The sequence below is a fragment of the Marinobacter litoralis genome, from assembly GCF_016427555.1.
Taxonomy (GTDB): domain Bacteria; phylum Pseudomonadota; class Gammaproteobacteria; order Pseudomonadales; family Oleiphilaceae; genus Marinobacter; species Marinobacter litoralis_A.
Map to the genome: position 1 here is coordinate 397,734 of NZ_JAELVS010000002.1, position 21,983 is coordinate 419,716.

Below are 21,983 nucleotides of genomic sequence, written 5' to 3' on the forward strand. Positions count from 1 at the left end.
TCGAACCCGGGCGTCCAAACAACGCGAAACAAGGAGACTGAAGGCCTGAGTTTCAGATCTCGCGTGAGGCGTTAACCTCACTGTGAAATCATAATAAGGCGTAAAGGGGCTTAAAGGGATCGTCCTAAAGGCGTAGTGGGTAGGCTTAATGTGGGAAAAGTGTGACGTGAGTCACACTTTAGGATTAGTGGTCGAGCAGTGCGAGTTCTCGTGCTTTGGCCAGAGCTTCAGTTCTGCGACCCACGCCCAGCTTGCTATACAGGTTGCGGATGTGGGCTTTGACGGTCGCAGGCGCTACCGACATCTCTACCGCAATGTCTTTATTGGCCAGACCTTGGTTGATGAGCTGCAGCACTTCTTGTTCACGTAGACTCAGGGGTTCTATTAATGGAGAAGACAGATTGGGAGCAGGGGGCGTAGTCGCACATTGAGAGGCTGATCCCTGTGTTTTCGGGGTGCTGGTGGTGTGCTGATCTTTGAGCATGATGAGCAGCTCCTGATTCCAGCGACCGGGTGTTCTCAGGCGAGGTAAATCGAGTAGCAAACGTTTTAGCCTGTCGTTTTCTTCAGCGAACAACCGCATAAAACCAGCGTCTTCAGCTTTGTCCAGTGCCCGCTCGAGCATGGCGGATGCCTCTTCTGACCGGCCCTCTTGCTGAAGTGCTTCGGCGTAAACCAAAAGGATTTCAACCAAATGACGGTTATGCGCATTGCGTTCCGCAATGGGAATCAGTGCCGAAAGCGTATCTTGCGCTTCTCGGTATTGCCCACCCGAAATAAGTGTTCGTGCCAATGAAATCTGATTTTGTTCACGGTTCAGCGGGTTATTCGCCGCTTGCTTTATCGCCGGCTCAATACAGCGCAGGGCTTTCTCCTGATCGCCGGCGGCAAGGTAGCAGCGGGCTAGCAGGGCAGAAACAGCTGGTGGTTCAAAGACAATATGTTCCCGGCGTTTGTGAGCAACCGATCGCGCATCTTCCAGCGATTCAATGGCGGCTACGAGGTTTCCTTCACTGAAGGCCAAATGACCACGCACGTACTGAATAACCACATGCTGGCCTGGCTCGGTGCCGTTTTCAACATGCTCCAGTAGAGGTGAAAGATAACTGGCGGCCAGTTCCAGTTCATTCCTCTCCCGATAGATTTCTGTCAGTGCGGAATTTTGCCAGCATGAAATCAGGCGAGGCTGGCTTGGGTCGGAATAATGTTCGTCAACCCAGGTCCGTATTCGTGTGGTGGTATCCAGAGCAAGGTCGGTATCACCGCGATGATACTGAATCCACGCTAAAAGGCCCCCGGAAGATAAAACTGTACTTGGTTTTCGCTCCACCTGGCCGAAATGGATAGCCGTCTCCAAGGCTTCTTGTGCATCGGTGAGTTCACCTTGACCGAAGTAATCCAGCCCTAATCCGTAGTAGGTAACCGACTTCAGTGGGATCTGGTTGTGATCGATCTCTTTAAGAGCCTGGCGAGTAAGGTCCGATGCGTGTTTGTCGTCATTCCGGCTTCGAGCCAGGTAGGAACGTATCAGCGACAACTCCGCATGGATTGCCAGCGCCCCTTCGGCATCCGGGTGGGAGTCTGCGACCTGGCAATCCAGTCGATCTTCCACTTTTCCTAGAATAGGCTCCAGCTTTTCAACCCGGTTCGCAAAATAGAGCCCCCAAATCTGCAGCATCATCAGCTGTGGGCTATCCTGAATCCGGCTCTCGGGCAGTAGTTTGAGCCATTCCAGAACCGGTAAGTGAAACCCGCCGTGAATCAGGTTATTGCCGTGCTCAGCTAATACTTCTGCCAACCGTTCAGTGTCCTTGCTGCTGACAATTTGGCCTATCGCTTCTTGCACGTGTCCGTGGCTGAGCAACCAGTTCACGGTACGCCCTTGCAGGGTCTCGGTTCTGGCCTGATCAACGATGCGGGCACGTGCCAGCAAAGCCTCACGGAATAAATCGTGGTACCGAAACCACCCATTGCGGTTATCGAGCGGGATGATGAAGAGGTTCTGCGCCAATAACGACTCAAGCATCTCTTCGCTGTCGGAGCGTTCCCGAATGGTGTTACACAGGGACGCGCACAATCGTGGGCAACAGGATGTGTCGAGCAGGAATTCTGTGAGCGGTTCGGACAGCTGCTCGAGCACCTCTGACAACACATAATCACTGATCAGCTTATCTTCCAAAGCAATCGGTGCAGTGAGTGTGCTCTGGCTCTGCGACTCCTGTCCTGCTTTTCCAGACAGCGCGGAAAGTTGCATCGCTGCGACCCAGCCTTCTGTTCGCCGGCCAATGGCGCGGATTTCCTGTTCCGTCAGATTCATTGCCATGGTGTCGCGGAAAAACGACAGGCATTCGTCTTCAGAAAATGCCAGCAAACCCGGATAGATGTCCTGGACTTGTCTACGCACACGCCAGCGCGCCAGCGGCAATGGAGGCTCGGTGCGAGACGCGAGGGTTATCAGAATGCCGGGCGGGAGGTAGTCGATAAACCATGCGAGCTGGCGATGGATCTCGTCATCAGAAATAACGTGGTAGTCGTCCAGCACCAGCGACCAGGGTGCGCCTTCATTTGACAATGTGTTGATCAAGCAGGTAATGGCAGCCGTCAGATCGTCGCCGGACTCTTGAGAAAGCTGTTTTTTCGCATCTTCAAGCCCCATCAATCCCGAGTGTTCAAATGCACCAATCAGATATTGCCAGAACTGCCGGGGCTGGTTGTCATGAGGATCCAAGGATAACCATGCCGTTCGGGTACTCTGTTGTGCGCACCACTGGCTGGCCAGTGTTGATTTACCGAAACCTGCGGGCGCAACCACCAAATTCAAACGTTTTCCGTCTGACGGGTCCAACAGTTCGCCCAGGCGCGGTCTTCGAACCGCGCGACGATCAGGGGATGGTCTCATGAATTTAGTGTTTAGCAGCATGGTTAAGCACAATCAAAATAGCTTCGATAAGCGATTGTGTGCTTTGTCACGCTCAAGTCAAGTGTAAAGCGAATGCCAAGTTGCTGGCGGGGCTGTGAATGCGGGGAATTAAGCTACACTGAAGATGTGTGTCTAAGTATATCCAAAAAGAATGAAAATTATCATTTTTATGCGTATTATTCGGTGAAAGGTCTTATCTGGGAGCGACGGATTTAATGAAATTACAACAACTGCGCTATATCTGGGAAGTTGCACACCACGATTTGAATGTGTCCGCCACCGCCCAGAGTCTCTTTACTTCCCAGCCCGGGATATCCAAGCAGATCCGTTTGTTGGAGGACGAGTTAGGGCTGGAGGTCTTCGCCAGAAGCGGTAAGCATTTAACCCGGATCACTCCGGGTGGCGAAATTATCATCCGCGAGGCGGGCGAGATTCTGCGACGCGCCGAAGGCATAAAAAAAATCGCCCAGGAGTTCAGCAATCAGCGCAAGGGCGATCTGAGTATAGCCACCACTCACACGCAGGCACGCTATGCGTTGCCCCCGGTGATTCAGGGGTTCATCGAAGAATACCCGGATGTCTCTCTGCACATGCATCAAGGTACACCGATGCAGATCTCGGAAATGGCGGCGAACGGCGCGGTTGATTTCGCCATCGCCACCGAAGGCATGGAGCTATTTAATGACCTGCTAATGATGCCGTGCTATCGCTGGAACCGGTGCGTGGTGGTTCCGAAAGATCACCCGTTGGCACAAGGGCAGGAGCTGACTCTGGAAGAACTCGCAGAATACCAGTTGGTCACTTACGTCTTTGGCTTTACCGGGCGTTCCAAACTGGACGAAGCGTTCCAGTCTAAAGGGCTGACACCCAAAGTGGTGTTCACGGCTGCCGATGCCGACGTAATCAAAACTTATGTAAGGCTTGGTTTAGGGGTAGGGATCATTGCCAGCATGGCCTATGACCCTAAAGTGGATACCGATCTGGTGGCGTTGGATGGTAGCAAATTGTTCCGCCCCTCTATCACGCGCCTTGGCTTCCGCAAAGGAACTTTCTTGCGCGGTTACATGTACGATTTCATGAACCGGTTTGCACCGCATCTGACCAAAGAGATGGTTGATCGTGTGGTGGCGCACCAGGGCAGTCGTACAGAAATTGCTGCGCTGTTTGAAGATATCGAATTGCCCACGTATTAACTGAACGCGCAATAAAAAGCCCGCCTGTGCTCCCACAGGCGGGCTTTTTTGTGACTAGCGATTAGCCGGATTTGCCAATCAGGTTGCCGGCGTGAAGCCCGCATTCCTTATGGGTGGCTTCTTCCCACCACCAACGGCCTTCGCGTTCATGCTGGCCTGGTAGCACCGGACGGGTGCAGGGCTGACAGCCAATGCTGATGAACCCTTTTTCGTGCAGCGTGTTGTAGGGGGCTTCCGACATCCGGATGTAGTCCCATACTTCTTTGGAGCTCCAGTTTGCCAGCGGGTTGAATTTCACCAGCGGTTTTTCGTCGGTCGAAAATGCGCCATCAATCTGAACCACGGGTACATCGTTGCGGGTGCCGGGGCTTTGATCACGGCGTTGGCCGGTGATCCAGGCACCTACGGTAGCCAGTTTTTTGCGTAGCGGCGCCACTTTACGGATACCGCAGCATTCAGAGTGGCCATCTTCGTAGAAGCTGAACATGCCTTTTTGGCTGACAAGTTTCTGAACGGCTTCCGCTTCCGGGAAGAGCACTTCAATCTCGATGCCGTAATGCTGGCGAACTTTTTCGATGAACTCGTAGGTTTCCGGGTGCAGCCGACCGGTGTCCAGCGTGAAGACTTTTAGGTTGTCCGTCAGCTTGTGGGCCATTTCGATCAGCACCACATCTTCAGCGCCGCTGAAGGAAATCGCGATGTTGTCGTAACGTGCCAAGGCGGCTTTGAGAATCGCCCGGGGGCTTTGGCCGTCCAGTTCCGAGCGGAGAGAATCGATGTCAGTCATGTTGCTCCAGCATTGCCAATATAGAATTCCCTCAAGGCTACAACAAACAATTCATAACCTGAAGGAATGACAATCTATATGTTTATGCGTTGTCGGCAGGAGAGTCGGCCCAATATCCGATGCATTTAGGCCTCGTTTTTCATATGATAGCCGCTTGAAAGATGAGCATTGGGTATGCTCGCTCAACAATTGATGAATCAGGAGACCGTTGTGGAACTCGCATGTCTTGACCTTGAGGGCGTATTGATCCCGGAAATCTGGATCGCATTTGCAGAAAAAACCGGAATTGAAGAACTCAAGGCCACCACCCGGGATATTCCTGATTACGATGTACTGATGAAACAGCGCCTGCGGATTCTGGATGAGCACGGTTATGGTTTGCCGGCCATTCAGGAGGTGATCGGAACACTGGACCCGCTGCCGGGTGCTCGTGAGTTTCTGGATTGGTTGCGTGAGCGTTTCCAGGTGGTGATTCTGTCTGACACTTTCTACGAATTCGCGATGCCGTTGATGAAGAAGCTGGGCTACCCGGCGCTGCTGTGCCACAAGCTGGAAGTGGCCGAGAACGGCCAGATCACCAACTATTTGCTGCGTCAGCGTGATCCCAAGCGCCAGTCCGTTCGTGCTTTCCAGTTGTTGAACTACCGAGTGATTGCTGCCGGTGATTCCTATAACGACACCACTATGCTGGGGCAGGCCGAGGCCGGTATCCTGTTCCACGCACCGCAGAACGTGATTGAAGAATTCCCGCAGTACCCGGCGGTGCATGAATTCGAAGATCTGAAGAAAGAGTTTTTGAAGGCAAGTGCTGTTCACAGCGCTTAATAGATTAAACGGCTGACCTGCGCCGCCAAAAGGTGGCGCAGGTCAGAGTTTCAAATTCTCCAGAAATTTCATCAGGGGCTGAACTTTTGTCAGTGTTTCCTGATACTCCGCCTCCGGCTCCGAATCTGCAACGATGCCACCGCCTCCCCAGCATCGAATAGTGCCATGCTCTAACCCGTTTTCATCTGTATGTTCGTTCTCGCAGAGTAGGGTGCGAATAGCGATGTTGCTGTCGAGCTTGCCGTCTAACCCGTAATAGAACACCGAACCGCAATAGGGTCCGCGCCAGTGGGGTTCTAATTCACGGATAATTTCCATCGCACGAATTTTAGGCGCACCGGTAATGGAGCCGCCGGGGAAGGCATCGAACAGCGCCTGTAATGGAGACACGCCGTCTTTCAGTTCAGCTCTGATGTGACTGACCAAATGGTGAACGTTTTCGTAGCTTTCCAGTGCAAACAATTCGTCAACTTTTACCGAGCCGGGTTTGGCGTTGACGCTGAGGTCGTTCCGGAGCAAATCGACAATCATCAGGTTTTCAGCTCGGTCTTTCTCGGAGGCGAGCAGTTCCTGAGCCAGTGCTGCATCTTGCTCGCGTGTGGTGCCGCGGGGGCGGGTGCCTTTTATGGGGCTGGTGGTCACTCGGCGCCCTCGGATATCTAAAAAACGCTCGGGCGATACAGATACGATCGTACTGTTCCGGTGCTTCAGGAAGGCTGCATAAGGCGTGGGGTTCGCTTTGCTTAAGGCGCTGAAACCCGCCCAAGGTTTGCCTTGGTACTGACCTTCGAATGACTGCGACAGGTTGGCCTGATAACAATCGCCGGCTTCAATGTAATCTCGAACTTGCTGCACTTTGTTGCGGAATGAGTCTGCGCTTTGAGTGGCCTTGAAGGTTTGCTTGATGGCCCAGGAGCCTTGGTGATTCGAACTGTCTTCATCCTTTAACCAGCTAGCCAGCCTTTCTTGCTGGGCGCCGCAAAGCGTTGGGTGAACCCATAGGTAACAGTTGCCGGTTTCCAGGTCTTCACTGGCAAACCATAGATAGAGGCCAGCAAAGAGCAACGGGAATTGTCCCTCTGGTTGCAGTTGATTCAGGCGTGGTTCCCGAGCGTAGCCAAACTCGTAAGCGATGTGGCCAACCCAGCCCCCCGTGAACGGGCTAGTGTGTTCGGGCTCGTCCAAGTGGATTGTGGCGTAAGGCGCTTGAAGAGCATTCATGCGATCAGCCACAACCCGAGTATCGATTCCTGCCCCTTTTGTGGCGTTCAGCACGACCTGCTCTGCAGCATTGCTTGAAAACCCTTGGGCAGAACCGCGCTCTCCATCGTTGGCCGGACTGCCCAGAAACACGAAATCGTTTTGGCATGAGGCACGGCTACAGAGTGTTTCGTACTGTTTTCGGGATAGCGGCTGACAAAGAGGAAGAGCCAAGTTACCTCCGTTAAAAATTGGAAGAATGATACGTGCTGCACACTATCTGCGTTGTCTGCTAAGGCTGCGCGCTGATTTAATAGATGGCGTTACTGTTCAGGCTGCTCGGTATTTTACCCGTTTTTAAGCGTCTGGGCCGGAAATCTGCATAACAATAATGGAAGTATCACTATGCTCGGAATTAGAAAGCACGTGCTTGTCGCAACCTTCTCTCTTTTTACGATGGGGGCCACCGTTTCATTAGCCCAAGAGCTTCCCGCAAGCGGGCCACTGGCAGATGGCAAAATTTCTGAAGAAGAGTTGGCAGGCATTCTTGCAACAGCCCAGCAACAACTGATTCGGCTGTCTGATGCAGCAACAGAAGAGTACCAGCAAGCAATCCTGAACGCTGACCAAGCCATGCCTTCTGCATGGATGCTCATGAAAGACGGTAAAACGGTAAAACGGCTCAATCTGGATGGTCAGGTTGAAGGCATGCCCGCCGCCGCGAAAATCAGAGTGTACAGGGCTGCATTCAAGTCCGTAGCGAGGAAGGGCGAAATTAACGCTGCAGCAATTCTGTACACCGGGCGCCTGAGTGAACAGAGCGACACTGAGGTGTTGGTGATAGAGCATGAACACCGACTTGGAGTTTCAGGAAATAAAGTGATTGGATACAAGGTAGACGGCGGGGATATTGCGTGGGCTGCGCCTGTAACCCAAACAAAACCGTTCCAGTGGTTTTACGACGCTAAAGAAGGCGCCTCCTGATTGAAATGTGAACTCATCGTTGTTTGTTTCTGAATGTAATCGAAAGGTAGCGGTTTGTGCGTGCGGTCACAGATTCAGAGTGTAAAACAATCTTAAATGGAGTTGTGGGGCATCGAACTCCACGCCAAACAAAAACTCAGATAAAAACAAAATGAGTTTCATAAGGGGAATAAAATGAAAGGCCTGAAAAAAATTGCTCTGGTAACCGCTATCGCTGCTGCACCTTTCGCGGCGAACGCTGATCTGAAAGCGATGGACGACGCCATGATGGGTGACATCACCGGTCAGGCTGGTGTGACCATCGAGCTGGAAACCCAAGTAAGCATTGGTTCCTTCGTGTATACGGATGAAGGCTCCTTTACTGTAAACGGTATTCAGATTGGTGGTTCTGGTTTGGCTGGCGGTGCTGGCACTAACCTTTTGGATGATTTGTACATCGATATCGACGTTGAAGCCGATGGCGACGCATTTATTTCTGTTCACTCACTTTCTGGCGCTCCAATCGACTGGGGTATGACCGCTAACTCTATGTCGTTGGTTGCTGCTGACGGAAGTCAAAGCACGACTCTGGTTTCTAACCTGGCCGGCCATGGTAACTTGGCACAGTTAGACATCCGTGTTGATACCGCGACTGACCAACTGCAACTGGACGTAGCGTTCAACGTTGTAGATATGGACTTCGACGTTGAATTCTTGGGCGTTGGTATCCGTGACATGTCGATCATGGGTGGTCGGTTCTTTGAGGATGGACCTGCTGGTGGCCTGCCAGCGCTGTTTGCAGTTGCTGATGTAAATGTCTACAAAGGCGCCGGTCTGGGTGCATCCACTGCGACCGACGTTCTGCGTATCGACATCAACGACATCACCATGGACATGAACATCGGTGCGATCGAGATTGGCGGTACCTCTATTGGTTCGGTTGCTCTTGATAACCTGACCATCTCTAACACCAAGCTGGCAGTATACGGTCACTAATCTGACCTGATCGCTTAATTGGTGAAGAAGCGCCCCGCACTGCGGGGCGTTTTCTATGCCTGAAATAAAATCATGAAAACAAAAACGGCAACCCGAGAGTTGCCGTTTTACGTGTAGTGATGTGTCTAAACGATCACCGATCCGGCACCGCAATCGACAAATCAAATCCACCACCTGGCCGAGGTGTCAGGGTAACCGGCCCTTCATTAATTCCTTGCGGCACCTGTATCTGGTTTAACCCCGGCGGGTTGCCAATGCTGAAATTCAGATTCTGCCCGTCGAAACCAAGCCCTAGCTGATCGTTCATAAACGTTTGCGTGAAAGGCTCGTCCGGAATGTCGGGCTGCTGGCCAAAAATCAAAGGCAGCGTCCTAGGCGTAAAATCCGCTGGCGGTTGTGCGTTGGCTAATTCGTCGATAGGCAGCAAAAGCGCTTTACGTACAAACTCCTCTTCAGCATCGGTAAGCGCATCTTTTCGCCCATCTTCAATATAACGCTGCAACGCTTCCCGATAGGCCTCTTCCTCCGCTTCGGTAACCACCGGCTCTCCCGGGGAAATCGTCAAGGCGCGGATGATCCTCTGTCGATCGGCCTCAGATTTCTGCTGATTTCTGGGCACGACGATAACCGCCGAGTCTTCAACGTAGGTATCAACCATCTCATCAGAGCTCATGGTTTGTACGCCGGCCCAAGCGGGGCTGGCCAAAGTTGCTGCAATGGTTGCTGCAAGCAGTGATGGGCGAGTCATAATCCGTGCCTCGTGCGTTACCGTGTCTGTTCAGAGCTGCCGCTGAGAATGCTATGTTCAGCCGATACGCTCCCTATTCGGAGTATTCTGGTTGTCAGACACTTTTTCAATCAGAAAGTGCCCTAGGTGTGATCAGAAGCCACAGTTAATCAGTATAGTTGTGTCTGAGGTGCCAAACTGTGGTTTGATGAGCACCGAATCGGGTGAGAATAAATAGTCGCGGGGACTTGGAGGGCGTGTTGAGGCAAGGTTTTTTGCAGCGATGGCGGGGCTGGATCAATCGACGGATTCCCCGTTCCGATAGTCAGATGTTTAGCCAAAAGAACCTCTTCATTTTGCCCACCGGGGCAGGGGTGGTGTTTGGCATTCTGCTGCTAATCATGCTGATTACCGGTATCAACTACCAGAATAGCCTCATTTACCTGATGACGTTTGTGTTGGGTACCGTGTTTATCGGTGCGATGCACCAAACCCACCGAAATTTGTCGGGATTGACTCTGTCGGTTACCCGAACTGGCGAAGGAACCGCCGGCGACGATATTCCTTTTTATCTAAGGCTGACGGCCGGCAAAGATCAGGCCGTGGCGATTCAGGTGTCAGTGGAAGATTCGGTGCTTGAGCAGCTTCATATTCCCGCAGGCGCAACCAAAGACGTGGTGTTGCCAGTTCCATCTGCACATCGAGGGTATGTGCGTCCGGATAGGATTCGTATAGAAACACGTTTTCCCTTTGGTTTGTTAAAGGCATGGTCCTGGCTGCGACCGTCATCGGCCGCGCTGGCGTATCCGCGCCCTTTGGTGGCACCGGAAGCGGGAAGTCAGGTTGACGACGGCGCTGAAGCAACGGCCGCTAAGCCGGTGATAGGGCAGGACAATGCGGATTTGCGGCCATTCCGTGAGGGTGACCTCAGTCAGCGGGTAATGTGGAAGCGGTTCGCGCGCTCGGGCCAGATGGTGGTCGCAGATTGGCAGGGCGAACAGGGCAGTCCCCATTGGCTGGACTTCAACGCCTTTCCGGGGGCCGATGCCGAGCTTCGTTTAAGTTATTTGGCCTGGCTTGTGGCTGATCGCGTTCAGCAGGGGGCTCGATTCGGCCTCAATCTTCCGGGCGAAATCATTGAGCCGGATTCAGGTTCCGCACATGGGGAGCGCTGCCTCCGCGCGCTTGCCGCCTGGGGTGAAAAGCCGCCGAGAGATCAGGATGCATTGTCGTATGGCACGCGAAAATCGTTGGATGCGGGTTATTCGGGGGCATCGGAATGAGCGTGTTGAGCCGTTTCAGCTTGAGCCAGAACCACGATGGCGGCAGCGCGATGCAGGCTATTCCTGCAGGCGCCTTGCTTTGGTTGATTGGGGCCTTTGCCTTGCTGCTCGCTCCCCAGTGGGATCGTTTGCCTTTGTGGTTGGTAGCCGCATGTGCGGTTTTGGCGGTGTGGCGTTGGTTGGCACAACAAGGAAGATTTCGACTACCCGGCCGGTGGCTGAAGACCGGCGTGATGTTGGTGTTGGTTGCGGTGTATGTAGCTACGGTGCAAGGCCGCTTTACCGTTGATACCGCAGCATCGTTTTTTGTGCTTGCCGTGGGTTTGAAATGGCTGGAAACCCGAACAGCACGGGATTTCTATGTTTTGTTTTTTATTTTGGTTTATCTCGCGGCTGTCAATTTTCTGTTCCAACAAAGCATTATTTGGGCGTTGATAACCTTTTCGGCCATCGGGTGTCTGCTGGTGGGGCTGCAAATTTTGAATGCACCGGCGTTGCCGGGGCACGTCCGCGCAGGTTGGAAACGGTTAGGCTTATTGTTACTGAAAACCCTGCCAATTGTTATTTTGCTCTTCGTGTTTTTCCCGCGAATGGCGCCGTTGTGGAGTGTGCCGCTGGTCTCGGGACAGGCCCGCAGCGGAATCTCGGATACCATGCGCCCCGGTGATATTTCGAATCTGGCTCAAAGTAGCGAAAGAGCCTTTCGCGTAACGTTTGGCGGAGAGAATCCGGATTACAGGGATCGTTATTGGCGCGGACTGATCCTTGATTATCTGGATGGCGAAACCTGGCGCCAGCGAGACAACGAACCTTTTCGGCGACTGGGTCGGGTTGCGACCGACGGCGGAGCTGGCTCACTTGCCGAGAACGAATACGATGTTTTGATGGAGCCAACAGATCAGCGCTGGGCCTTTACCCTTGAGAATTCCGTGGCGGCTTCAAGCAATGTGTTTGCGGCCGGAGAAGATTTGTTTCGTTTTGAGCGGCCGGCAGACAGTCCGGTACGGTACCGGATGGCCTTGGCGGAAGCACCGGGCGCGCCGACATTGGAGCTCAACCCTGTTCAACGAAACCGCTATCTGCAACTACCTCGCAGTGGTAATCCCAAAACCCGTGCGCTTGCTGAAACCATGGCCGCTGACCTACAGCCCGCAGAGTTGGTGGATGCGCTCATGCGCAGGTTCCGGGAGCAGGCTTATTACTACACGCTACGCCCACCCGCGATGCCCGAGGATGGGGTAGACGCTTTGCTGTTTGATAACAAACGGGGCTTTTGCGCCCATTACGCAGGGGCCTCAACCTTCTTGTTCAGAGCGGCCGGTATTCCGGCTCGGGTTGTTGTGGGTTATCAGGGTGGTGACCCGGGTGCGGCAGGCGAGTATCTGATCGTGCGCCAATACGACGCACACGCCTGGGTAGAAGTCTGGATAGAAAACCGCGGCTGGGTGAGAGTTGATCCCACGGCGGCTATTGCGCCGAGCCGAATAGAATCCGGGCTTAGAGACGCAGTAGCGGAAGAAGGTTCGTTTCTTGAAAATGACTTTACATCGCTTCAGCGCTATCAGGATTTTGCAGCGCTGCAGTGGCTGGGGCTACAACTCGACCGGATTAACTACCAATGGCAACGCTGGGTGGTTGGGTATCAAGGCCAAAGCCAGTTAGACCTCATGTCTCGCTTGCCCGGCGGGATGGGGTTGAAGGAACTGGGTTATATTTCCGCAGGGATTGTCGGATTCGCCCTGCTTATTGCAGGTATTGTGTCCGGCTTGAGCTTAAGAACCGGCGAACGGCGAGACGGTTACGGAAGGGCGCTGGAAAGCTGGCGGCGACTTTGTCAGCAGGCAGGTGTTCCGGTACGCAGCGGGGAAACCCCGATGGTTCAGGCGGAACGATTAGCCACTGCCCGGCCTGCAGTGGCCGAATCTGCAAGGACTTTTGCCCGGGCGGTGAACAGCCATTACTATAGGCAGGGATTATCATCGCACCGCGGCGAAGATTTGCAGCGCCTCCAACGATTATTGAAAGCCATCAAACGCCAGCTTCGACAGGATGGCCAACAAAGTTCCACAGGCACGGTTAAATGACGGATATAGCACAGGACATGCCTTGGCTTGCCAATCACTGGCAAAGCATTCAACAGCGCTTGACCCAGAAACGCTTACCGCACGCGTTGTTGGTGGGAGGCGAACGAGGGGTAGGTAAGCAGGCCTGGGCGAAAGCCGTTGGTGCGCTTCTTCTGTGTGACTCGCCAAGTGGACTGGGAAACGGAGCGCCCCTGGCTTGTGGATCCTGCAAACAGTGTGAGCTGATGGCTGCTGGCACGCATCCGGATTTGCGAGTTTACGCTCCCGAAAAGTCGAGGATGATCAGAGTTGACCAGATTCGTGCGTTGACCTCTTTTGCGGTGTCGTCGGCTCAGGTAGCGCAACATAAGGTTGCCATAATAGACCGCGCCGACCAGCTCAATATCAACGCTGCCAACGCATTGTTGAAAACGTTGGAAGAGCCGCAGCCAGATGTCACCTTATTGTTGTTGCAGGAGAGCGGCCGGCCGATCTTGCCGACAATCCGCTCACGCTGCCAGGCTCTTGCATTACCTTTGCCCACCGTCGAACAAGCAAGCCAGTGGCTCGCCACGAAAGTGGCCAGTCTGGATGAGGATGCCCGGCCATCGGATCGGGATCTTGCCCGGAGCTTGTTGCTCTCAGGCAATGCGCCTCGATTGGCGCTTGAATACGCCACCGGAGAGTTTTTGTCACTTCGGGATGCCGCTTTCGACGCATTTCGTCAGTTCATGAAGGGGCAGGTCGGGGTTGGTGAAGCTGCCAAGAAATTCAAAGCCTTGGGCGTTGATGATGCGCTTTGGCTATTTGAGAGTTGGGCGGCTGATCTCGCCCGTTGCTGTGCAGGTGGGGATGTGTCTGATCCTGAAACCGCTGACATGTTTGGTTACCTTGCCCGAAGCAATCCGGCTTGGCGCGCCCATGAGTTGTTGGATAAAGTGAAAGAGAGCCGAAGCGCGGCGGTTTACAACGCCAGTCCTGAACTGGAAGCCAGCCAGCTATTGATCGCCTGGCGATCGTTGATGCCCGTGCGGCGCAAAGCAAGTTGAGCTTTGTTTAAGTTCAGCTGCTATGATTGTGAAATATCGGGAAATTCTTGGCGAAAAAATAGCATAAAATAGCGTCACGAAACTTTTAGCATTCAAAGGTGTTTGATATGGGCCCCGGATTCGGAGCACGCAGCGGTATACTGACCCTGACCATCAAAGATAAGGCGGTACTTTACGCTGCCTACATGCCGTACATCCGACAAGGCGGGTTGTTCATACCCACCCAAAAGCAGTATCAGCTGGGAGACGAAGTCTTCCTGTTGCTCAATCTGATGGATGAACCAGAGAAAATTCCGGTCGCCGGCAAAGTAGTGTGGATTACCCCAAAAGGCGCTCAGGGCAACCGGGCTGCCGGTATAGGTGTTCAGTTTAACGGTGATGATGAAACGGCGCGCACCAAAATTGAGTCGTACCTTGCGGGTTCACTTAGCTCGGATCGCCCCACGCACACGATGTAGGATTTTCTAGATGAACGATGCCGTGTTAGCTGGCAGCAGGCTCGCGAATCCGGCCGGTTGCCGGGAAGCACACTGGCCCCTGCAAAACATTGAACTGTCGGGTCTTAACTGGCCCGCTAAGAACGGTTCGAAATCTCACCCTCCCATCCTTATGGTGCATGGCTGGCTGGACAATGCCATGACCTTTGCCCGTTTGGCCCCTGCCATTTCGGAAGTAGCGGATGTTTATGGCATTGATATGGCCGGGCATGGCCATTCCCAGCATCGCCCTCCCGGATACGGCTACTGGTTAACCGACTATGTTGCCGACCTCTGTGAACTCATCGATGTTCACTTCAGCCATGGCGGCGAACAACCGCTGGATCTGATTGGCCACTCTTTGGGTGGCATTGTCTGTGCGCTCTACGCTGCAGCTTTTCCCGAACGGGTCAGGCGATTGGTCATGATCGACAGTATCGGCGCATTAAGCCGTCCGGCGAGAGAAACCGTGCCTCAACTCCGCCGGGCCTTGCTAAAAAAGCGAAGCGGTTCGGCGCCGCCGGCGGTTTACTCATCGATAGAAACGGCGGCAAAGATCCGGGAAGGCGGCCTTAGCCCATTGAGCCCGGAAGCGGCGGCCACCTTGGTGCCTCGCAATATGCGAGAGCATCCTGACGGGTTTGTCTGGAGAACGGATGCTCGCTTGCGGCACCCAACGGCGCTTATGATGACAGAAGAACAGGTGCACGCCTCTTTGTCTGAGTTGTCGGTTCCGACTTTGTTCGTCCGGGCCCAAGGCGGACTGCTGGCGAATCGTAAGGGAATTGATGAGCGGTTGGCGTTGATCTCTGACTTGACCATCGTGGATGTGCCGGGGGGACATCATTGCCACCTGGATGGTGATACTGCCCCTGTCGCCTCCGCTATAAAAGGGTTTCTTTTTGATGCTTGATGCCGCGCGATTTCGTTTTCTGCAAAGTCTTACGCTTTTTGTCCTGATCGGGTTTTCGCTTAACTCTGGCGCAGAATCCTTGCGAACGGCACCAGATGCCTTCCCGCAATCCCGGTTACAGCTAACCAAGCCCATCGAATCTTCTGGTCATCTGGTGTTGTTTAGTCCGATCCGGGAGGTGCGCAATGAAATCCGTTCAAAAGTTTTGGCTCGCCTGCCCGTGAGTGGCGAAGGTCAGTTGTTCGAGCTAGATCGCGATGCCAGTCGTCATGAGGCCCGGGATCATTACTTGAAGCGCCTGCAGGCCCGGGGCGCCCAGCTACTTTTTGAATGTTCCGGCATAAACTGTGGGCGCAGCAACGTTTGGGCAAATCAGGTTTTTGAACAGCCTAAATTGTTAGGCCGGGATACCGAGCAAGATTACTTTGTGGTTGCTGGGCTGGATGAACAGGGGCAGCAGTGGTTGACCTTGGTGTATACCGTTACCCGCGGCAACTTGCGTGAGTATGTTTGGGTCGAGCATTTGAACGTTGCACAGGAAGCGGTTGTCCCGGGCTTTGAAGCCGGCAACGGGCGTGTTCAAGGCCCTCTTGTTGTGCCTTGGCAGGGCGGTATCACCTACCGGTTTGATTTTACCGCCAGTGACAGGCGCAAGCTGCTGGCCTGGAGTGAAAAGGATAGCTCTGATGTGGTCCTTGTGGCATTTTCCGAGCTGAGCGACGATGAAACCTTCGAGGCTGCAATCGAGCGATCGGACAGTGCAGCACAATCGTTTGCCGATCTGCTCAGTAAAATCGGAGTGTCACGTTCTCAAATACGTATCCTGCCGGTAGGGCCTGCGGTTCAACAGGCCGGTCCGAGTCGTCAAGGCAATCGACTCGAAGTTGTCGTCATCAAGAGGCCTTAACTATGGCAGATAAGGATAATCCGGAATCGGGTAACAGCGCAGCTTCGGAGCAACCGGTACAGGATGGTGTGAGTGCCGTGGTCGAAAGTTCGGATGTGTCGCCAGCATCACCTGTGGTCAGGCAGACGGGTAACGGTAAAACCGTTGCTCTGACTCTGGGCAGTGGCGGGGCCAGAGGGTACGCCCATATTGGCGCCATTGAAGTACTGCATGAGCGAGGTTACAAGATCATAGCCGTATCCGGTTGTTCAATGGGTGCTTTGGTTGGTGGCATGTATGCTGCCGGCAAACTTCAGGAATATAAAGACTGGGTTACTGGTTTGGGGCAGTTTGACGTGCTTAAGCTGCTCGATGTTACGTTTACCTCCATCGGTGCTATTCGGGGAGAAAAGGTCTTTTCGGTCGTACGTGAAATTCTTGGAGATACCCGAATCGAAGATCTGCCGATGTCTTATACGGCTGTTGCAACCGATCTGCTGGCCCACAAAGAGATTTGGTTTCAGGAAGGCCCTTTAGATCAGGCTATTCGGGCGTCTATCGCCATTCCTAGTGTGGTTACGCCTCTGGTGCTGAATGGCAGGGTTTTGGTGGATGGTGCGCTTTTGAACCCGCTTCCGATTATTCCAACGATATCTGCGCATGCGGATCTTGTAATGGCGGTCAACCTGAGCGGTGAGGACGACCAGCACCGGCGAATTCCCGACGCGGCATTCTCGTCTGACAACGACGAAGGTCGAGACATCGAAGAGTGGGTCGGAGCAGTTCGCGATAAAGCCTCACGCTGGTTTGACTGGGATGCGCTTAAATCGCTGACCACCCGGAGCTCAAGCAGCGATGAATCGCCAGAGGATAAGATAAGCCGGGAAATTGCCAAGAAGACCGCTGAGGAAAATAAAAAACACGAGCTAATGGCAAAAGAGGAAGAGCGAAGCCAGAACAAGGCAAAGCAAAAAGAAGAGCACCCGACCATTGATTGGGACAAGCTGGGCATTGGTAAGTTTGATGTGATGAACCTGACCATTGAAACCATGCAAAGCGCTTTGGTTCAGTACAAAATTGCGGGTTACCCGCCTGATTTGCTGGTAAACATTCCCAAAAATGCGAGCCGTAGCTACGACTACCATAAAGCGCCTGAGCTTATCCGCCTGGGGCGGGAGCGCATGACGGCGGCGCTGGATCGGTTTGAAGAAAGTCGAAGCAGCTCGGGGCCACTCGCGCTTTAACCCCCATGAATGCTGCAGTTACGCGGCGAATCTGCGTATAATGCGGCGCTAAAATGCCTGAGCAGGAATGTTTATTTGTGACTAGTCCCGTTGATGATCTGCATACCATTCGTGATCTTTTGCGGTATGCCGCTTCACGCTTTGCCGCATCGCCACTTTATTTTGGCCATGGTACCGACAACGTTTGGGATGAGGCGGTTCAGTTGGTGCTGCGCAGCGTTCATCTGCCGCTGGAAAACAACAACATATTTCTGGATGCGCGGCTAACCCGCTCGGAAAGGGATCTGATCCTTAACCGTATCGAACGTCGTATCAATGAGCGTGTGCCCATTGCCTATCTGTTGGGCGAGGGCTGGTTTATGGGAATGCCGTTCAATGTTGATGAGCGTGTTTTAGTGCCACGATCGCCGCTGGGCGAGTTGCTCGAAAACGGCTTGCAGCCATGGTTGGGAGACACTTACGTTCAACGTGTGCTAGACCTTTGCACGGGTAGCGGTTGTATTGGCATAGGAGCCGCCACGGTATTCGATGAAGCCGAGGTCACACTGTCTGATATTTCTGAAGATGCGCTGGCGGTAGCGGAATCGAACATTGAACTGCATGGCCTTCAGGGGCGGGTGCAGGCGGTTTGCTCGGATGTATTCGACAGCATTGACGGTCGTTACGACGTGATTCTGAGTAACCCGCCTTATGTGGATGCCGAAGATATGGCAGACATGCCAGAAGAGTATCGCCATGAGCCGGAGCTGGGCCTGGCTGCCGGACACGACGGGCTGGACATCGCGCACCGAATCATTGCAAAGGCCGCTGACCATTTGACCGAAGACGGTTTGTTGATCGTTGAAGTTGGCAATTCCTGGGGTGCTATGGATGATGCCTATCCGGATCTGCCATTGACCTGGCTAGAGTTTGAAAGTGGTGGCGATGGTGTATTCCTGGTCACCGCTCGGGATCTACGCCAATGGCAGGCTAAAAAGTCTTAAAACTGTTTTTATAAAACTTACATAAAGTGCTGAAATATGTCGGGAAATACTTTCGGAAAGCTGTTTACAGTCACCACGTTTGGTGAAAGCCACGGCGCTGCATTGGGCTGCATTATAGATGGATGTCCTCCGGGGCTAGAGCTGTCGGAAGCGGATATGCAGGCGGATCTTGATCGCCGCAAACCGGGTACCTCTCGTCATACCACTCAGCGTCGTGAGGCGGATGAGGTCCGGATCCTCTCGGGTGTGTTTGAGGGTAAAACTACTGGCACGCCAATAGGTTTGATTATCGAAAACACCGATCAGCGCTCCAAAGATTATTCCAAAATTTCTGAGCAATTCCGTCCAGCCCATGCTGATTACACGTACCACCACAAGTATGGTAACCGGGATTACCGTGGCGGCGGTCGTTCGTCAGCCCGGGAAACGGCCATGCGTGTGGCAGCCGGTGCTGTGGCTCGCAAGTTTCTTGAGCAACGTCTTGGCATTCGAATTCGCGGGTATCTGTCTCAGTTAGGACCGATCAAAGCTGAAAAGCTGGATTGGGAGCAGGTCCATCAGAACCCGTTTTTCTGCCCGGACGCGGACAAAGTTCCGGAAATGGAAGCCTACATGGATGCTCTGCGCAAAGAAGGAGATTCGATCGGTGCGCGCATCAATGTTGTCGCTGAAGGGGTGCCACCAGGGCTTGGCGAGCCGATCTTTGACCGCTTGGACGCCGATCTGGCGCATGCTTTGATGAGCATCAACGCTGTTAAGGGTGTTGAGATTGGTGCAGGTTTCGGAAGTATCGAGCAAAAAGGCACTGAGCACAGAGATGAGATGACCCCGGAGGGGTTCCTGTCTAACGAGGCTGGCGGTGTGCTCGGAGGTATCTCATCCGGACAGCCGATTTTAGCCAGCATTGCATTGAAGCCGACATCCAGTTTGCGATTGCCGGGGCGGGGCATTGATGTGCATGGCAATCCGGTTGAGGTGATTACAACCGGTCGTCACGATCCGTGTGTCGGTATTCGGGCCACTCCGATCGCTGAAGCTATGATGGCCATTGTTCTTCTGGATCATTATCTGCGTCACCGTGCTCAAAATGGCGACGTTGAGGTATCCACCCCGGTTATCGGTCAGCTCTGATCCAAAGGAGGCGACACCATCTACTGGCGGCTGTCTAACCTCTACTTCTGGTTTTTTGCCCTCTTGGGAGGGCTTTTGCCTTACTGGTCCCTCTATCTGGAGGGGCAGGGCTTTACCTATCTGCAAATCGCCACGCTCATGGCGACCATCCAGTTAACCAAAATTGTAGCGCCCAGTCTGTGGGGTTGGCTCGGAGACCGAACCGGGCAGCGTGTGCGCCTGGTTCGCTTTGGCGCCATCACGGGCTCATTGTTCTTTGCCGGTGTGTTTCTGGAGCCTGGCTTTTACGGCCTGCTGCTGGTCATGTTGGTATTCACCTTTTTCTGGAACGCCATTCTTCCGCTATACGAAGTGATCACTTTGCGGGTTTTAGGGTCTCAGAAAGACAAGTACGGCAAAGTTCGTTTGTGGGGCTCGGTGGGGTTCATAGGAGCGGTTGCTTTGGTTGGGGCGCTGTTGGAATGGTTTCCGATTGAATACCTTCCGTGGCTACTTTTACCTGTTTTTGCCGGTATCGCCGTTTCGGCGTTTTTGGTGCCGTCCGATCGTGGTGAGCTTAAGCAGCGTGCGCCCAAAGGTAGCTTGAAGGCGATTGTCACCCATCCAGCGGTGATTGCCTTCTTTGCGATGAATTTTCTGCTCCAGGTATCCCATGGAGCCTATTACACCTTCTTCAGTATTCACCTTGAGCAGCATGGCTATGGCAAGTTATCCATCGGCATGCTTTGGTCACTCGGTGTGATTGCGGAAATCGTGTTGTTCTTGTTTTTACACCAGCTGACCCGCCGGCTGTCGGTGCGTCAGGTTGTGCTTGGGGCATTGATTCTCACCATGATGCGCTGGGCACTGATTGCCGAATTGACTGCGGTGGTTCCGGTTTTGATCTTTGCTCAGTTGTTGCATGCCGCATCATATGGTGTGCTGCATGCAGTTTCGGTGCAGTACGTTCAGGGGTTCTTTGGCAAGCACCATCATGGTCAAGGTCAGGCGCTTTACAGTGGCCTGACCTTCGGTGCCGGTGGTGCGTTGGGTGCGTGGATGTCGGGCTTTCTTGTGGATGGCTATAGCACGACCGCCGCGTTCTGGGGTGGCGCAGGCGCTATGGCGGTAGCCATTGGCGTGACCTGGTGGGGGTTGAGGCCCCCTCCCGAACAGAGTTGAGTTGCCCGGGCTAGGGCTCTGGGTCTTCCTCTTGCTCTTCCAATTGCAGCGATAACCCGATTCCCTCCGAGTTTGAAGATGAGGGCGGCGCTGCGCTAGGCGCTTTTGGTGCCGTCCGGCCATGAAGTTTGATCTTGAGGCGTAAGTTGTTCGCCGAGTCCGCATTCTTCAACGCTTCTTCTTCGCTGATTCTCCCCTCCATCCAAAGATTGAAAAGTGCGAGATCAAAAGTTTGCATGCCAAGGTTGGCGGATTTCTCCATGATCTCCTTTATGCCGTCTATTTCGCCGCGAAGAATCAGTTCACTGATGGTCGGCGTACCCAGAAGAATCTCGATGGCTGCACAGCGTTTTTTGTCTACAGTCGGAACGAGGCGTTGTGACACAAAGGCCCGCAGATTCATCGAAAGATCCATTAGCAACTGGTGACGACGTTCTTCCGGGAAAAAGTTAATGATCCGGTCCAAAGCTTGGTTGGAGTTATTGGCATGCAGCGTGGAGATGCATAGATGGCCGGTTTCGGCGAACGCAAGAGCGTGCTCCATTGTTTCTCTATCACGAATCTCGCCAATAAGGATCACGTCTGGTGCCTGGCGCAGGGTGTTCTTGAGTGCTTGCTGAAAGCTGCGAGTATCCACACCAACTTCGCGCTGATTGACAATGCTCTTTTTGTGCCGGTGTATGTATTCAACCGGATCTTCAATGGTAATGATGTGCCCGGCCGAATGGGTGTTCCGGTGGTCGAGGAGCGCGGCCAGGGAAGTTGATTTGCCTGAACCGGTGGCGCCCACAAACAACACCAGTCCTCGCTTGGCCATGACGACGTCTTTGAGAATCGGTGGCAGGCCTAAGGCGTCAACATTGGGAATGTCGGTAACGATATTGCGGGCAACAATGGAGATTTCATGGCGCTGCCGAAAGATGTTAATTCTGAAGCGGCCTACGTTGCGAATGCTGTAGGCAAGGTTCATCTCCATTTCTTGCTCGAATTCGGCCCGTTGGTCCTCGTCCATGATCGACCATGCGATGTCTTTGATGGCGCCGGGTGCGAGAGGTGTTCGATCAATGGGCTTCAGGGTTCCGTGAAATTTCGCGCAGGGCGGGGCGCCGGTGCTCAGGTAAAGGTCGGATCCATCGTGTTTGGCCAGAATTTGGAGGTAATCGTCGAAGCCCATGAAAACTCC

The 21,983-nt window shown here is 53.6% G+C and carries 19 protein-coding genes; 14 read left to right on the forward strand and 5 right to left on the reverse strand.

Translation table 11 applies throughout. From position 1 onward, the window contains the following. Nucleotides 1-184: 184 nt before the first annotated feature. Entirely contained in the window at nucleotides 185-2,920 is a 2,736-nt protein-coding gene (locus tag JAO79_RS09420; protein WP_199006997.1) for a LuxR C-terminal-related transcriptional regulator, read from the reverse strand. A gap of 215 nt (nucleotides 2,921-3,135) precedes the next feature. Between JAO79_RS09420 and cysB the strand changes: the two genes are divergently transcribed. Next, the gene (gene cysB / locus JAO79_RS09425) at nucleotides 3,136-4,113 is read left to right on the forward strand and encodes an HTH-type transcriptional regulator CysB (protein WP_199006998.1); all 978 of its coding nucleotides are present in this window, start codon (nucleotides 3,136-3,138) and stop codon (nucleotides 4,111-4,113) included. Between the two features lie 61 nt (nucleotides 4,114-4,174). Here the strand turns inward: cysB and JAO79_RS09430 are convergent, their stop codons facing one another. After that, nucleotides 4,175-4,900 (reverse strand): phosphoadenylyl-sulfate reductase, encoded by a 726-nt coding sequence (locus JAO79_RS09430; protein WP_199006999.1) that lies wholly within the window; start codon nucleotides 4,898-4,900, stop codon nucleotides 4,175-4,177. A gap of 210 nt (nucleotides 4,901-5,110) precedes the next feature. Between JAO79_RS09430 and thrH the strand changes: the two genes are divergently transcribed. Continuing rightward, entirely contained in the window at nucleotides 5,111-5,725 is a 615-nt protein-coding gene (gene thrH, locus JAO79_RS09435; RefSeq protein WP_199007000.1) for a bifunctional phosphoserine phosphatase/homoserine phosphotransferase ThrH, read from the forward strand. 42 nt (nucleotides 5,726-5,767) lie between these two features. On the opposite strand, the gene pabB is transcribed toward thrH, so the two are convergent. Next, nucleotides 5,768-7,159 (reverse strand): aminodeoxychorismate synthase component I, encoded by a 1,392-nt coding sequence (gene pabB, locus JAO79_RS09440; RefSeq protein ID WP_199007001.1) that lies wholly within the window; start codon nucleotides 7,157-7,159, stop codon nucleotides 5,768-5,770. A gap of 171 nt (nucleotides 7,160-7,330) precedes the next feature. On the opposite strand from pabB, the gene JAO79_RS09445 reads away from it, so the two are divergent. Together JAO79_RS09445 and JAO79_RS09450 are read left to right on the forward strand one after the other, a co-directional pair. After that, nucleotides 7,331-7,909 (forward strand): hypothetical protein, encoded by a 579-nt coding sequence (locus JAO79_RS09445; RefSeq protein ID WP_199007002.1) that lies wholly within the window; start codon nucleotides 7,331-7,333, stop codon nucleotides 7,907-7,909. Between the two features lie 174 nt (nucleotides 7,910-8,083). Next, entirely contained in the window at nucleotides 8,084-8,884 is an 801-nt protein-coding gene (locus JAO79_RS09450) for a DUF6160 family protein (protein ID WP_199007003.1), read from the forward strand. A gap of 133 nt (nucleotides 8,885-9,017) precedes the next feature. On the opposite strand, the gene JAO79_RS09455 is transcribed toward JAO79_RS09450, so the two are convergent. Further along, nucleotides 9,018-9,632, reverse strand: a complete 615-nt coding sequence (locus JAO79_RS09455; RefSeq protein WP_199007004.1) for a hypothetical protein — start codon at nucleotides 9,630-9,632, stop codon at nucleotides 9,018-9,020. Nucleotides 9,633-9,871: 239 nt separating this feature from the next. Between JAO79_RS09455 and JAO79_RS09460 the strand changes: the two genes are divergently transcribed. The 10 genes from JAO79_RS09460 to JAO79_RS09505 all read left to right on the forward strand — a co-directional run bounded on the left by JAO79_RS09460 (nucleotide 9,872) and on the right by JAO79_RS09505 (nucleotide 20,800). Further along, a complete protein-coding gene (locus tag JAO79_RS09460; protein WP_413785053.1) occupies nucleotides 9,872-10,894 on the forward strand; it encodes a DUF58 domain-containing protein in 1,023 nt (340 codons plus the stop codon). Beyond that, nucleotides 10,891-12,978, forward strand: coding sequence for a DUF3488 and DUF4129 domain-containing transglutaminase family protein (locus tag JAO79_RS09465; RefSeq protein ID WP_199007006.1), 2,088 nt, complete (start codon nucleotides 10,891-10,893; stop codon nucleotides 12,976-12,978). Before JAO79_RS09460 ends, JAO79_RS09465 begins: the two co-directional genes overlap by 4 nt. Next, on the forward strand, nucleotides 12,975-14,006 hold the full coding sequence (holB, locus tag JAO79_RS09470) for a DNA polymerase III subunit delta' (protein WP_199007007.1): 1,032 nt from the start codon (nucleotides 12,975-12,977) through the stop codon (nucleotides 14,004-14,006). Before JAO79_RS09465 ends, holB begins: the two co-directional genes overlap by 4 nt. Before the next feature lie 107 nt (nucleotides 14,007-14,113). Then, nucleotides 14,114-14,464, forward strand: a complete 351-nt coding sequence (locus tag JAO79_RS09475) for a PilZ domain-containing protein (RefSeq protein ID WP_114333655.1) — start codon at nucleotides 14,114-14,116, stop codon at nucleotides 14,462-14,464. A gap of 10 nt (nucleotides 14,465-14,474) precedes the next feature. Beyond that, the gene (locus tag JAO79_RS09480; protein WP_199007008.1) at nucleotides 14,475-15,395 is read left to right on the forward strand and encodes an alpha/beta fold hydrolase; all 921 of its coding nucleotides are present in this window, start codon (nucleotides 14,475-14,477) and stop codon (nucleotides 15,393-15,395) included. Beyond that, nucleotides 15,388-16,302 (forward strand): DUF4892 domain-containing protein, encoded by a 915-nt coding sequence (locus tag JAO79_RS09485; RefSeq protein ID WP_199007009.1) that lies wholly within the window; start codon nucleotides 15,388-15,390, stop codon nucleotides 16,300-16,302. Before JAO79_RS09480 ends, JAO79_RS09485 begins: the two co-directional genes overlap by 8 nt. A 2-nt stretch (nucleotides 16,303-16,304) precedes the next feature. Continuing rightward, nucleotides 16,305-17,525 carry a patatin-like phospholipase family protein gene (locus JAO79_RS09490; RefSeq protein ID WP_199007010.1) on the forward strand — a complete coding sequence of 407 codons (1,221 nt, stop codon included), beginning with the start codon at nucleotides 16,305-16,307 and terminating at the stop codon, nucleotides 17,523-17,525. Nucleotides 17,526-17,602: 77 nt separating this feature from the next. Beyond that, entirely contained in the window at nucleotides 17,603-18,508 is a 906-nt protein-coding gene (prmB, locus tag JAO79_RS09495; RefSeq protein ID WP_199007011.1) for a 50S ribosomal protein L3 N(5)-glutamine methyltransferase, read from the forward strand. A 36-nt stretch (nucleotides 18,509-18,544) separates the two neighbouring features. Then, nucleotides 18,545-19,639, forward strand: a complete 1,095-nt coding sequence (gene aroC / locus JAO79_RS09500; RefSeq protein WP_199007012.1) for a chorismate synthase — start codon at nucleotides 18,545-18,547, stop codon at nucleotides 19,637-19,639. An 18-nt stretch (nucleotides 19,640-19,657) separates the two neighbouring features. Beyond that, nucleotides 19,658-20,800 (forward strand): MFS transporter, encoded by a 1,143-nt coding sequence (locus JAO79_RS09505; RefSeq protein WP_199007152.1) that lies wholly within the window; start codon nucleotides 19,658-19,660, stop codon nucleotides 20,798-20,800. A 10-nt stretch (nucleotides 20,801-20,810) separates the two neighbouring features. Here JAO79_RS09505 and JAO79_RS09510 read toward each other — a convergent pair whose 3' ends face one another. Then, nucleotides 20,811-21,974, reverse strand: coding sequence for a PilT/PilU family type 4a pilus ATPase (locus JAO79_RS09510; RefSeq protein WP_199007013.1), 1,164 nt, complete (start codon nucleotides 21,972-21,974; stop codon nucleotides 20,811-20,813). Nucleotides 21,975-21,983: the final 9 nt, after the last annotated feature.

Excerpts from the sequence above, each read along its gene's own strand:
- JAO79_RS09465 (WP_199007006.1), top strand. The coding sequence starts at position 10,891 with ATGAGCGTGTTGAGCCGTTTCAGCTTGAGCCAGAACCACGATGGCGGC.
- JAO79_RS09450 (WP_199007003.1), top strand. The coding sequence starts at position 8,084 with ATGAAAGGCCTGAAAAAAATTGCTCTGGTAACCGCTATCGCTGCTGCA.
- aroC (WP_199007012.1), top strand. The coding sequence starts at position 18,545 with ATGTCGGGAAATACTTTCGGAAAGCTGTTTACAGTCACCACGTTTGGT.
- JAO79_RS09485 (WP_199007009.1), top strand. The coding sequence starts at position 15,388 with ATGCTTGATGCCGCGCGATTTCGTTTTCTGCAAAGTCTTACGCTTTTT.
- cysB (WP_199006998.1), top strand. The coding sequence starts at position 3,136 with ATGAAATTACAACAACTGCGCTATATCTGGGAAGTTGCACACCACGAT.
- JAO79_RS09475 (WP_114333655.1), top strand. The coding sequence starts at position 14,114 with ATGGGCCCCGGATTCGGAGCACGCAGCGGTATACTGACCCTGACCATC.
- holB (WP_199007007.1), top strand. The coding sequence starts at position 12,975 with ATGACGGATATAGCACAGGACATGCCTTGGCTTGCCAATCACTGGCAA.
- JAO79_RS09490 (WP_199007010.1), top strand. The coding sequence starts at position 16,305 with ATGGCAGATAAGGATAATCCGGAATCGGGTAACAGCGCAGCTTCGGAG.
- JAO79_RS09445 (WP_199007002.1), top strand. The coding sequence starts at position 7,331 with ATGCTCGGAATTAGAAAGCACGTGCTTGTCGCAACCTTCTCTCTTTTT.
- JAO79_RS09480 (WP_199007008.1), top strand. The coding sequence starts at position 14,475 with ATGAACGATGCCGTGTTAGCTGGCAGCAGGCTCGCGAATCCGGCCGGT.
- JAO79_RS09430 (WP_199006999.1), bottom strand. The coding sequence starts at position 4,900 with ATGACTGACATCGATTCTCTCCGCTCGGAACTGGACGGCCAAAGCCCC.
- JAO79_RS09420 (WP_199006997.1), bottom strand. The coding sequence starts at position 2,920 with ATGCTGCTAAACACTAAATTCATGAGACCATCCCCTGATCGTCGCGCG.
- JAO79_RS09455 (WP_199007004.1), bottom strand. The coding sequence starts at position 9,632 with ATGACTCGCCCATCACTGCTTGCAGCAACCATTGCAGCAACTTTGGCC.
- JAO79_RS09510 (WP_199007013.1), bottom strand. The coding sequence starts at position 21,974 with ATGGGCTTCGACGATTACCTCCAAATTCTGGCCAAACACGATGGATCC.